The following is a 12,186-nucleotide window of genomic DNA, read 5'->3' as shown; positions in this document are numbered from 1 at the left end:
TTACACCTCAATCTGGACAATTTTGCGGATGGTCAGGATACCGGTGATTTCTGAAACAACGGCTCCCGCCAGCAGGCCCAGGCCGGCTTTGCTTTTAAACAGGGTCATAATATATTCCGGATTGACGGCCAGCATGATTCCGGCCAGTCCCAGCGGTAGCAGCGAGATCACCAGGCCGGAAATGCGACCCTGGGCCGTGATGCTGCGGATCTGGCCCTTAATGCGCACCCTTTCCCGGATGGTGTTGGCAATATTGTCCAGTATTTCGGCCAGATTGCCGCCCACCTGGCGCTGGATCAGCACTGCGGTAACCACCAGATCCAGGTCTTCGCTCTGCACCCGCCGGGTCAGATTGAGCAGGGCATCCTCCACCTGGTTGCCCAGACTGATCTCCTGGAAAGTGCGGCCAAATTCTTTGGAAATGGGATCGGGCAGTTCCCGGCGCACCATATCCATGGCCTGCAGGAAACTGAAACCCGAGCGCAGGGAATTGGCCATGATCACCAGGGCGTCGCTAATCTGGCTGTTCATTTTGCTCAGCCGCTTCTGGCGGGCCATGTTTAACATCAAAAAGGGGATCAGCAGGGCGGTCAGGCCGCTGGCCAGAGCCAGAGCGGGCTGCTTTAGCAGCAGGAGAAGCACCAGGAAAACGCTGCCGCCGATCAGCAGCGCCTGGAGCAAAAACTCCTCGCCCCGCAGGGGAATGTCCGCTGTGGTCAGCTGGTTTTCCAGGCGCTGGCTGATGCTCAGCCGGGAAAACAGGGGAGCCAGCCTGGTCAGCAGCCGGCGCCAGGCCGTGCCGGCCGCCGCGGGGGACGGGGCCGGCTGCTGCAGGCGCTGGCGAAAGGTTTTGGCGCTGATTTTTTCCACCCGCTGGCTGATTTCTCTGCTCTCCCGGGTGAGCAGGCCGTAAATCCCCAACAGCAGCAGGCTGCTGGCCAGAAAAGTGCACAGCGCGATTGGATAGAGAGGCATACGCTTTCCTCCCCGGGGTTAAAAAATTGACGGGCTGAAGATGGATGGCGGCAGGTTGATACCGCTGGCTTCCAGCCGGGAGATAAATTTGGGACGAATACCCGTGCTCTGGAAAACGCCCTTGATCTGGCCGTGCTCATCCACACCGGTTTGCTTGAACACAAATAAATCTTGTAATACAATCACATCGCCTTCCATACCCTGCACCTCGGTAATATGGGTGATCCGCCGGGAACCGTCCCGGAAGCGGTTTTGCTGGATGATCAAGTCAATGGCCGAGGCGATTTGTTCCCGGATGGCCCGCACCGGCAAATCCATGCCGGCCATCAGCACCATGGTCTCCAGGCGGGAGAGCATGTCCCGCGGTGAGTTGGCGTGGCCGGTGGTCAGGGAGCCGTCGTGCCCGGTGTTCATGGCCTGGAGCATATCCAGGGCTTCGCCGCCCCGCACCTCGCCCACCACGATGCGCTCGGGGCGCATGCGCAGGCTGTTGCGCACCAGGTCGCGGATGGTGATGGCGCCCTTGCCTTCAATATTGGGCGGGCGGCTTTCCAGGGTGATCACATGCTCCTGCTGCAGCTGGAGCTCGGCGGCATCCTCAATGGTGATGATCCGCTCGTCGGCCGGTATGAATGAGGAAAGCACGTTCAAAGTGGTGGTTTTACCGCTGCCGGTGCCCCCGGATACCACAATATTCAGCCGGGATTTCACGCAGGCTTCCAGGAATCTGGCCATGGCCGGAGTCAGCGTGCCAAAACCGATCAGGTCCTCGACGGTGTAGGGTTTGCGGGAAAACTTGCGAATAGTGATGGTGGGGCCGTTTAAAGCCAGCGGTGGTATGATGGCGTTCACCCGCGAGCCGTCCGGCAGGCGGGCGTCCACCATGGGCATGCTTTCATCAATCCGCCGCCCGATGGGGGCCACTATTTTATCAATAATGTGCAGCACATGGGCGTTGTCGCGGAAAGTGACGCCGGTCAGCACCAGTTTGCCGTTGCGCTCAACGTACACCTGGTGGGGCCCGTTAACCATGATTTCAGAAATGCCGGGATCCTGCAGCAGCGGGGTGATCGGCCCGAAACCAACGGTTTCATCAATAATTTCGGCGGCGATCAGCTGTTTCTGGGTCCGGGAAATTTCGGGCGCCTCGGTTTCCAGCAATTCAGCGACCAGAGTTTCAATCTTTTTTACCAGCTCGCTCTGATTTTCCTTAATTTCCTCGGGCACGTCTTTGAGCTGGGCGATCACTTTTTTGTGCAGATTGATCACCAGCTCCTGCAGCTGTTCCCGGTTGGACTGCCGCATCTCCCGGCGGGACAGCGGCAGTTCGGCCGCTTCGGCTTTTTCCAGGTACAGCACTTTTTGTTTCGCCAGCCTGGGCCGCAGGGACCTCGCCACCACCTCTAGAAGCTAAAGATTCGACCAATAAGGGAACGTTTGCCGGCAGCCGGTTCGGGGGCAGGGGAGGGGGTGGCCTGACCGGCCGGAGCGCGGCTGTGGGCCAGCCGGCCGGCCAGGCTGTGCATGGCCTCCCCCGACTTGCTGCCGGGCTGGGCCATCACCACCGGCAACCCCCGGTTGATGCTGCTGCGGATGACTTTGTCATCGGCGGGGATGATGGCATAGGCGGTCAGGTTCAGCGATTTTTCCAGGTCGGCCAGTTTGATCCCGCCTTCATTGCCCGAGTTATTGACGATCAGCCGGATCTTGTCGCTGTGCCCCAGGGTCTGGAAGATTTCCTGGCTGATCTTGACGTGCCGCAAGCAGGGCAGGTCCTGGTTGGCGATCAGAAAAATCTGGCTGGCCGCATCCAGGACGGCCAGGTTGATGTCGCTGTAAATGGGGGCAGTGTCCACCAGGATGTAATCAAAGCTTTCCTGTAACAGGCGCAGCAGCTCTTCCACCCGTTCCAGCGTAACCAGTTCGGCCTGTTCGGGACTGGCCGGGGCCGGCAGGATTTTTACACCGGAAAGATGCGGTACCAGATAACTGTCCAGCAGGGCGGCATCCAGATGGTCGGCTTCCTGGGCCAGATCGGCAATGCTGCCCCGGGCGCTGATGTTGAGCATGACGCTGACATCGCCGCCCTGCAGATCCAGATCCACCAGCGCCACTTTTTGCTTGCTCAGCTGGGCCAGGCTCACGGCCAGGTTGCAGGCCAGGGTGGTTTTACCGGTTCCGCCTTTGGTGCAGAAAAAGGCCATGATTTTACCGGTTCTGGTTTTTGCCGGCGCAGCGGCCAGGCCGGGCTGTCCCAGCAAGCTGAGACGCTTTTGGGTGCTTTCGTGGACCCGGCGGATGGTTTCGGCCAGTTCATTGCTGCTGAACGGCTTGACCAGGTACTCCCGGGCACCGGCGGCCATGGCCCGGCGCAGGTATTCCTGTTCGCCCTGAATGGAGATGATGATGATGGCGGTTGCCGGACACTGGCTGGCAATGATTTCGGTGGCCTGGATGCCGTCCAGGCGGGGCATGTTGATGTCCATCAGCACAATGTCGGGGCTCAGGCTGGTGGCCAGGTTTACCGCTTCCTGGCCATTGCTGGCTTCGCCCACCACCGTGATGCCTTCTTCAAAAAAGAGCAGGCGCTTGATATCTTCCCGGGTGTTGGGAATATCATCGGCAATGAGCACCTTGATTTCGGGCATGGCCGGATACCTCCTGCTCAGCGGATTAAATTGGCCAGGCGGGCCGAAGGCAGGTTAACTACGCCCTGATCTTTGGGCGAGCGCAGCGCCAGACGGATGCTGCCTCTTTCCGTCGCCAGGGTGAGCTGGGGCAGCAGTTCGGGGGCCAGGGCCAGGGTGGCGGTTTGTACGCTGATTTTTTTGTCATTTCCTGGCGCACCGGCCGTGGCCTGTCCCACGGCCAGCACCCGCACATTTTGCAGCAGCAGGGTGCTGAGGGAGGTTTTGTCCGCCGCCTGATCAAAGGTGACCAGCACATCCACCCGGTCGCCCGGTCGGAGCAGGCCGGCCAGGCCGCTGACTTCATTGACCGGCACGGTGAGCGCCCTTTGTCCGGGCGGTATCTGCAGGGCCAGATCGCTGGACGGATCTTGCTCCCGGTACAGGCGGTCGGTCAGGATGGGCTCGCCCGGATACAGCTCGCTGCGGCACACCTTGCCCACCACTTCGCTTAGTTCCATGGCCGTACCGGGTTGAATCATTTCCACAGGGATGTCTTTGGTTTGTACCATCTGTTCGGTGATCATGGTGCGGGCGGCAATCACCTGCCGGGCCACCACCACCGGTTTGTAGTTGCCCGAAGCGCGGTAGCTTTCCTGCAGGTTTTGCAGGTACCGGTAAACGCCCAGCGCGGCCAGCAGGCCAAAAGCGATTGCCAGCAGGAATACCAGTTTGTTGCGCATTATTGCTCCTCCTGCGATAATCCTTATTCCATCAGTTTGACCGCCTGCAGTCCGTATGTTTTCTGGCCGGGCGTGATGCTGGCCTGGCATAGATCCGGGGGAAAGGACTGCAGAAAATAGCCATGCACATAGCTGCTCCGGCCCTGGCTATCCACTCCGGTAAGCAGGAACAGAGCAAAGCCCACAATGCGCACGGTATTGCGGCCCTGGTTCATGGTGGCCGGGTCGTACACCGGCACCACCACCACCCGGGGACAGTCTGCGCGATAGTTCTGCGGTGTGCAGTGGTGGGTATCCTGGCTGAGGCGGTAGGTAACTCCTTCCCAGGTGGGGCCTGATATATTGCCCGGCTCGGTTTCCACCTCGTCGCCCACCCCCAGACGGTAGGGGTAACCGTACATGATATTCTGGCGGTAGTTATCTGTGCCCCTTCCTCCCAGAGCCAGCGCGCCGTAGTTACCTTGCTCACCACTGCCGGCTCCCAGCTTGAGAGTATACTCTACGCCAAACCTGAGCTCCTGGTCGGGAATACTAAAGGGGACCACTCCGATGGCCGAGCTGACCCCGCCCGGGGCCGCTCCGGCACTGGCGGTGACCGTGGTGGAGTCAAAGCCCAGGGCCCGGGCGAAAATATAATCAACCCGGCGGCTGGCGCTGACCCGTAGCACGGAATAATTTCCCTGTGCGGTCACGGTTACCCCGGCCTGCCCGGCCGGCACGCCGTTGTATTCCAGATAATCCTGGGCGATCTGGATGGCCCGGCCGGTATCGGGCAGCGCACTGGCTCCGGCCAGAGCGGCGGCGTCGCAGGCACTGGCCAGCCGGCTTTTGGTCAGGATGACCATTCCCAGGTCGGTGACCAGGGCCAGGGTGCCCAGCAGGGCGGTCATGGCCAGTGATACCAGCACCAGGGCCAGGCCCTTTTCTTCACGGATAAATTTACCGGACGGCATGGTCGGTTACCTCACTCTATGCGCATGGTGGTCTGAGCAGTTACTGTAAAAGGGTTGGGCATAATCTGGCTGAACAGAGGCGTGTACAAGACGACCGGATAGGAAACCGTGATGGTGAGGGGCACCCCGCTGGTACGGCTATTTTCTGCGGCCGGACTGATCTCCACCGCCAGGTCCCGGGCGGTCAGCCAGGAAGCGGCGTCCTCTACCCTTTGCCGGATGGTGGAGTCGTCCTTTTGCGCGGAGATGACTGTGCTGCGGGCCGCTTCGCGCGCTGCGCTGGTCACCGACAGGTAGGTGAAAAAGATGCGCCCGAATTCAATGGTAGCCATGAGCAGCAAAATGAGCAGCGGCAGAATGATGGCTATTTCCACCAGGGTTTGTCCGCGCTGATTGGTCCCGAGTCGTTGGAAATGCCTGCGCAATTTATCCTCACCTCATCAGGTAGGTAGCCAGTGTGCCGGCGGCAATGGCCAGGCCATAGGGGAAGGTGTCTCCGGCCCGGGCGGTAGCCAGATCGCCCAGGGCGCCTTTTTTCGGGGTACCCGGGACGAACAGCAGCAGCACATACTGCAGCGTCAGCCAGAACCGCCGCTGTTTGGTCAGCTGGATGGCGGCAATGAGGCCACCCGCCAGAGCGGTGAGCAAAAAGCACAGCCAGACAAAATCCGCGCCCTGCCAGGCGCCAATTACCGCCAGCAGTTTAACATCGCCGGCCCCCATGCCGCCCAGCATAAAAGGAATGAGTAGCAGCGCCAGGCCCAGCACGGTCCCTTTGGTGCTGAACAAAAGTCCGCTTAAGCCGGCAGTAAAAGTGTGATAGAGCAGGGCGGCCGCCCAGGAGGGCAGGAGAACCGCGTTGTATATTTTGCGGTATTTCAGGTCGGTATATATGGAAATCAGGATGGTGGCCAGCAAAATGGTTGCGGGAAGCATTTGATCATCCCCCGTGGGCAATGGACCCTACTTAGCACACTAAGTAGGGTCCATTGCACTGAATAGAGTTTGCTGTACATTATTAAAGGAAGGGGTGCTGCTGCTGATTATTGCCCACCGCCACCACCGGCCGGAGTCAGGTTGTTGTTCACCTCATTAAACTTGTCCCGCAGTCCTCCACCCAGGGTGGTGAGGGCGAGGACACAGACCACGGCAATCAGGGCCAGAATCAAGCCGTATTCGGCCATGCCCTGGCCGCTTTCGTCCTTCAGCAAGTGCAGAAACATTTCTTTCATGTGTTTTATACCTCCTTAATTGGTTTGCTGTTTTTAGTGACTGCTCCTGATTTGTTCCGCAACGGGCAGGATGCCGGAGGGTATGTTGTAGACCATCAGTTTGAATGACACCAGGATAGAAACCACAATCAGGGCCAGGATGAGTCCGTACTCGGAAATGCTCTGGGCGCTGTCATTGGTCCACAGGTCGATTAACCCACTCAGTTCCAGCACCACCTCTCTTCAATTGTCCGGTCTGGCTAAACATTATTCTAGTAATTAATGGATTTTTTTACATGATACAACAGTCTCAGTTTTCCGGTCGCCCTGGTCGGGTTTTTTGGGGACCAAAGTCCAAGCAAAAGCCCCGTCCGGAGGACAGGGCTTTTAGAGGGCGACAAGTTTTTCTTTGATGGCATATAAGGCGGCCTGGGTGCGATCGCAGACCCCAATCTTTTGAAAGATGTTGGTCAGGTGATTTTTGACAGTTTTTTCGCTGATATATAGAGTTTGGGCGATCTCCTTGTTGCTTTTGCCCCGGGCCACCAGCTGCAGCACCTCCATTTCCCGCTCGGTCAGCACCTGCTGTTTTCTGGTGCTTAATGGGCTGGTGGACAGGCGGCTGAGTTCGGCCAGCACGCGGGCGGTCAGGGAAGGGGGAATAAATGACTGGCCCCGGGCCACGCCCAGAATGGTTTCAATCAGCCGGTCCGGATGGACATCTTTGAGCACATACCCGGAAATGCCGTGCTTAATCATCTCAAAAAGGTAGTCTTCCTGGTCGTGAATGGTCAGGGCGATGATCCCGATGTCCGGTTGCTCTTCCTTGATGATCCGGCAGGCCTCAATGCCGTTCATCACCGGCATATTAATATCCATGAGCACTATATCCACCTGGTGGTGCCGGCAAAAGTCAACCGCTTCCTGACCATTGACCACCTCTCCCACTATTTGGATGCGGGGTTCTATGGACAGGATTTTGCGCAAACCTTCTCTGATCAAAGCATGGTCGTCGGCAATGAGCAGTTTTATGGACATGCTCCTATCCTCCCAAGTTGTCATTAGCAGGCACCCAGAAGCTGAGTTCGGTTCCCTTCCCCGGGGCGGAATGTATGCTGATACCTCCATTTAGCAATTGCAGGCGCTCTCTGATGCCCCGCAGCCCAAAACCGCTGCCGTCCGGGCGGGGCAGTACTGTTTCCGGGGTAAAACCGCAGCCATTGTCTTTAACCGATACGTTGATTCTGGATTGGGCCAGCTCCAGCTTTACCAGCACAAAAGAGGCCCCGGCGTGCTTTTTGATATTGTTCAGGGCCTCCTGGATAATGCGGAAAACGGCCACTTCCAGTGTGGTTTCCAGGCGCCGTTCCTGGCCCCTGAGGACGAACTCGTAATTAATATTGTCCCGGGTTTTGAATTCTTCCAGGTACCTTTTTACGGCCGGCACTAGACCCAGATCATCCAGTACCATGGGGCGCAGGTCAAAGATAATTTTGCGCACATCCTGTAGACTTTGCCGGACCAGACTTTGCAGGGCGGTGAGTTCATTGCGCACCAGTTCGGGATTGAGTTCCAGCAATTTCAGACAAAATTCGGCCCGCATGACAATATTGGCCAGAGACTGGGCCGGTCCGTCGTGAATTTCTCTGGCCACCCTTTTGCGTTCTTCCTCCTGGGCCAGAATGATGGACAGGCCCAGCTGCTGTATATTAGATATATTTCCCAGTTTTTCGCTGAGTACGGTAAGATCATGGCGCAAAAGCTGCATGGCCATGCCCACCTGGGAAACCATCCTTTCCGCTCGCTCCACGGTTTCCTGCAGGCGCCTCAGGCTGAGCTCCAGGTGGTCTCTTTTGAAGCGCAGGGTTTTTTCTTTCTCCCGCAGCTTGATTAGCTCAATCTGGATGGACTGGGCGGTTTCGTAGGCGTTTTTGATGTCTTCTTCCGAATAGTGCTTAAAGTTGCGGCTCACTTCCATCAGCCGCAGCCGGGCCCTGCGCTCGGCTACTTCCAGCCGGTCCACTTCCTGAATGGTTATGCTTACTTCCTGGCGGATTTGCTCGATATCCTGGCGCACCCGCTGGTATTCCTGGCGGGCGTTTTCAGCAATATTGTAAATCTCTTCCTGGCTGTTTTCAATGATATTAATCAAGTTTTTGATTATTTTGTCCAGGGCGTTGATGTCAACTTTCATGGGTCTACCTTCCCTGAAAAATATCTTAAAAAAGTATTCTCATCAAATCACAAATATCCTTTTTGCGGATAAAAGGAAGTATGCCGTGGGTAACACTTCGGGATAAAGGAAAAGGCCCGCAGCAGTGCGAGCCTGGGAAAAATATTACAGTTGAGCCGGTGGATCAAAAATTTTCCCGGGGTTCAAGATCCAGTTGGGGTCCAGGGCTTTTTTGATGGATTGCAGTATCTTGAGTTGTACCGGATCGGCATATTTGCTCATGGCCTCCTTGCGCTTGGCGCCAATGCCGTGTTCGCCCGACAGATTGCCGCCCAGACGGTAAACCATGCTGTAGATTTCATCCAGGACTTTTTCTTTTAAATCGTGCCAGGTGGGTTCGTCCCGGTCTTCTTTCAGCAGGGTGCAGTGGATGTTACCATCGCCGGCATGGCCGCAACTGGGAATTTTAACCGCATATTTTTCCGCAATGCGCTCAATTTCCTTCAGGGCTTCGGGTATTTTACTGATGGGCACCACAATATCTTCCATGCAATAGACTGGACTGAGCATGCGCAGCGCTTCGGCATAGCATTTACGGGATTTCCAGATTTTTTCCTGGGCCGAAAGGTTGTCGGCTACAAATACTTCCAGTGCTCCGTTTTCCAGGCAGAGGCGGCCAATGGTTTCGTAGTCATCCTCAACTTGTTTTTCTGAAGATCCGTCAACTTCGATGATTACATAGGCTGCTGCATCGCTGTAAGGCAGCTGGCGGTTCAAGTACATTTCGGCCGCTTTGATAGAATATTTATCCATAAACTCCAGACAGGTGGGAATAATGCCGCCGTTGGCCATGATTTTGGGTACAACCTCGATGGCTTTTTCCATGCTGTCAAAGGGCACCAGCAGGTCGGCAGTGTATTTGGGCAAAGGCATTAGTTTTAAGTAGATCTTGGTAACTATACCCAGAGTGCCTTCCGATCCCACCATCAGGTGCACAATGTCATAGCCGGTGACGTCTTTTACGCACTTGCCGCCAAAAGTGGTGATTTCTCCCTGGGGGGTGACAATTTCCAGTCCATAGACGTGGCGGGAGGTGCAGCCGTATTTTACCGCTTTATTGCCACCGGCATTTTCAGCCACGTTGCCGCCGATAAAGGAACTGTCCGCACTGCAGGGGTCACCGGCGTATAACAGGCCGTGTTCCATAGCCGTTTTTTGAATTTCTCCGGTGGTCACCCCCGGTTCTACCACCATAAAAAGGTTTTCCCGGTCCAGTTCCAGGATTTTGTTCATTCTCTCCAGGGAGAGGAGAATGCCGCCCAGCATGGGCACGGCACCGGCCGAGAGCCCGGTACCGGCGCCCCGGGGAGTAACCGGGATTAATTCTTGATTGGCCAGACGCATGATCGCGGCAATTTGAGCAGCCGTTTCCGGCTTGACCACCACTTCGGGCATCTTTTGCCACATGGCTTCCGAGACCTCATCCCGGCTGTAAACTTCCATTTTTTCTTCATCCACAACCACGTTTTGCGGTCCTACGATTTCTTGCAGCTGCTGTAAAATTTCCCTGGTTACCGGATTGTATTTGTATGGATGGGCCATGGCCATTTCCTCCTTTAGCAGGCAGCTTTAGCTTTCTTCAGTTCCCTGATTAAGGCCGGCAGTACATCAAAAGCATCGGCTACAATGCCAATATCGGCTACTTTAAAAATTTGTGCCTCGGGGTCTTTGTTAATAGCGACAATAATTTCCGAGGTCTGCATACCAGCCAGGTGCTGAATTTTACCCGATATGCCCACGGCAATATACAGGCGGGGGGCTACCGTCTTGCCGCTCAGGCCGATCTGGTGGGGGTAGGATATCCAGCCCAGTTCTACGGCATCGCGGGTGGCGCCCACGCCGGCCCCCAGCACGGCGGCCAGTTCTTCCACCAGCTTGAAGCCTTCTCTGTTTTTCAGTCCCTTGCCGCCGGCCACAATAATGTCCGCTTCCTGGATATCCACTTCCCGGCTGAGATCGCGGATGAATTGTACAAACCTTTCCGGAGTGTTAAAAATAGCGTCTGCATAGCATTTTTCAATAATTTCCCCCGTCCGGCTTTCATCCCGGGCTGCCGGCGGGCAGGATTTGGGCCTTACAGTGGCCATTTGGGGTCTGGTGCAGGGAGTCTTGATGGTGGCCATGATATTGCCGCCAATGGCCGGGCGGGTTTGCAGGAGGATTTTTTCCTGCGGGTCAATATCCAGCACAGTGCAATCGGCTGTCAGCCCGGTGAGCAATTTGGCCGCTACCAGGGGCATTACGGTACGCCCGGTGGTGGAGGCGGCGGCCACGACAATGTCGGGTTTTTCTTCCAAAAACAGTTGGACCAGGGCATTGGTATAAGTGCCGGGCAAAAAGTTGGCTAAAGAGGGGTGTTTAATATAAAACACTTTGTCGGCTCCCCGGTAAAGCAATTCGGACAGGTTGCGCACCTCGTCTCCCAGGATCACACAGGCCAGGAATGTCCCCAGCCGGTCGGCCAGCGTCCGCCCCCGATTGAGCAGCTCGTAGGTAACGCTGCGGATCTGGCCATCTTTTTGTTCACCCAGTACAAAGACGCCGCTGTATGGACTGGTACTCATTATTCTGGCTACCTCCTTATGACTTGCATGTCGATTTAAATAATTTCTTTTTGGCGCAGATGGTCTAGCAATTGCTGAATACTGCTGCCGCTGCCATCCTCCCGCAGCATGGCTGTATCGCGGGCCAGCCTGGGACTGAAAATCTTCACCACCCGGGTGGGTGAGCCAGTGAGGCCCAGCTGGGACTTCTCCAAACCCAGGTCTTCCGGACCCCAGATGGGAATTTCGGTTTGCCGGGCCCGGATTTTACCATTTAGAGTGGGCAGACCGGGGATGTTAATATCTTTGACCACTGTGATCAGGGCCGGACAGGGTACACTGACCACTTCAAAACCACCCTCGACAATGCGCCTTACAGTTAACTGGTAACCATGACCGGTTTGGTCAAGATCAATTTTGCTGACATAGGTTTGCACAGGTATGTTCAGCATGGCTGCCACCATGGCGCCGGTCTGGCCGGTCTCGCCGTCTGTGGCCCGTTCACCGCACAGGACAAGATCTACCGGTCCGGCTTTGTGAATGGCCGCGCTGAGTACCCGGGCGGTAGCGATGGTGTCCGAGCCGGCAAAGGCCCGACCCGAGATCAGTACAGCCTGGTCGGCGCCCATGGCTATCGCTTCGCGCAGTGCCTTCAGGGCCGATTCCGGCCCCATGGAGATGGCGGTTATTTTGGTGCCGGGCAGGGCATGCTTTATGCGGATGGCTTCCTCCAGAGCGTTTTCATCCAGAGGGTTGATCACATTGTTTTTATTGGTGCGGATCATTACCCCGGTTTCCGGATCCATTTTGACATTGTCCGTGCCCGGAACTTGCTTGATCAGTACAGCAATGTGCATAGAAATTTACACCTCCAGAAGGTTAATCATGAGTTGTCTGTTTA

At 56.4% G+C, this 12,186-nt stretch carries 14 protein-coding genes; all 14 read right to left on the bottom strand.

Annotation, left to right across the window (positions count from 1 at the left end; translation table 11 throughout):
* The gene (locus ACUVTU_RS03250; RefSeq protein ID WP_445888531.1) at positions 1 to 975 is read right to left on the bottom strand and encodes a type II secretion system F family protein; all 975 of its coding nucleotides are present in this window, start codon (positions 973 to 975) and stop codon (positions 1 to 3) included.
* Between the two features lie 18 nt (positions 976 to 993).
* On the bottom strand, positions 994 to 2,334 hold the full coding sequence (locus ACUVTU_RS03245) for a CpaF family protein (protein ID WP_445888530.1): 1,341 nt from the start codon (positions 2,332 to 2,334) through the stop codon (positions 994 to 996).
* Between the two features lie 44 nt (positions 2,335 to 2,378).
* Positions 2,379 to 3,623 (bottom strand): response regulator, encoded by a 1,245-nt coding sequence (locus tag ACUVTU_RS03240; protein ID WP_445888529.1) that lies wholly within the window; start codon positions 3,621 to 3,623, stop codon positions 2,379 to 2,381.
* 17 nt (positions 3,624 to 3,640) lie between these two features.
* The gene (gene cpaB / locus ACUVTU_RS03235) at positions 3,641 to 4,345 is read right to left on the bottom strand and encodes a Flp pilus assembly protein CpaB (RefSeq protein WP_445888528.1); all 705 of its coding nucleotides are present in this window, start codon (positions 4,343 to 4,345) and stop codon (positions 3,641 to 3,643) included.
* A 23-nt stretch (positions 4,346 to 4,368) separates the two neighbouring features.
* Positions 4,369 to 5,298, bottom strand: coding sequence for a pilus assembly protein TadG-related protein (locus tag ACUVTU_RS03230; protein WP_445888527.1), 930 nt, complete (start codon positions 5,296 to 5,298; stop codon positions 4,369 to 4,371).
* A gap of 11 nt (positions 5,299 to 5,309) precedes the next feature.
* Positions 5,310 to 5,723 (bottom strand): TadE/TadG family type IV pilus assembly protein, encoded by a 414-nt coding sequence (locus ACUVTU_RS03225; protein WP_445888526.1) that lies wholly within the window; start codon positions 5,721 to 5,723, stop codon positions 5,310 to 5,312.
* A gap of 7 nt (positions 5,724 to 5,730) precedes the next feature.
* Positions 5,731 to 6,234 (bottom strand): A24 family peptidase, encoded by a 504-nt coding sequence (locus tag ACUVTU_RS03220; RefSeq protein ID WP_445888525.1) that lies wholly within the window; start codon positions 6,232 to 6,234, stop codon positions 5,731 to 5,733.
* Positions 6,235 to 6,341: 107 nt separating this feature from the next.
* A complete protein-coding gene (locus tag ACUVTU_RS03215; RefSeq protein ID WP_445888524.1) occupies positions 6,342 to 6,530 on the bottom strand; it encodes a Flp family type IVb pilin in 189 nt (62 codons plus the stop codon).
* A 33-nt stretch (positions 6,531 to 6,563) separates the two neighbouring features.
* Positions 6,564 to 6,743 (bottom strand): hypothetical protein, encoded by a 180-nt coding sequence (locus ACUVTU_RS03210; protein ID WP_445888523.1) that lies wholly within the window; start codon positions 6,741 to 6,743, stop codon positions 6,564 to 6,566.
* Positions 6,744 to 6,896: 153 nt separating this feature from the next.
* Positions 6,897 to 7,547, bottom strand: coding sequence for a response regulator (locus tag ACUVTU_RS03205; RefSeq protein WP_445888522.1), 651 nt, complete (start codon positions 7,545 to 7,547; stop codon positions 6,897 to 6,899).
* A gap of 4 nt (positions 7,548 to 7,551) precedes the next feature.
* Entirely contained in the window at positions 7,552 to 8,703 is a 1,152-nt protein-coding gene (locus ACUVTU_RS03200; protein ID WP_445888521.1) for a sensor histidine kinase, read from the bottom strand.
* A 144-nt stretch (positions 8,704 to 8,847) separates the two neighbouring features.
* Positions 8,848 to 10,284: an FAD-binding oxidoreductase gene (locus tag ACUVTU_RS03195; protein WP_445888520.1), complete on the bottom strand. Its 1,437-nt coding sequence runs from the start codon at positions 10,282 to 10,284 to the stop codon at positions 8,848 to 8,850.
* A 14-nt stretch (positions 10,285 to 10,298) separates the two neighbouring features.
* Entirely contained in the window at positions 10,299 to 11,306 is a 1,008-nt protein-coding gene (locus ACUVTU_RS03190) for an electron transfer flavoprotein subunit alpha/FixB family protein (protein WP_445888519.1), read from the bottom strand.
* Positions 11,307 to 11,341: 35 nt separating this feature from the next.
* Positions 11,342 to 12,142: an electron transfer flavoprotein subunit beta/FixA family protein gene (locus tag ACUVTU_RS03185; protein ID WP_445888518.1), complete on the bottom strand. Its 801-nt coding sequence runs from the start codon at positions 12,140 to 12,142 to the stop codon at positions 11,342 to 11,344.
* Positions 12,143 to 12,186: the final 44 nt, after the last annotated feature.

Source organism: Desulfurispora sp., assembly GCF_052744395.1.
This window is presented reverse-complemented; position numbering and strand designations above follow the sequence as displayed.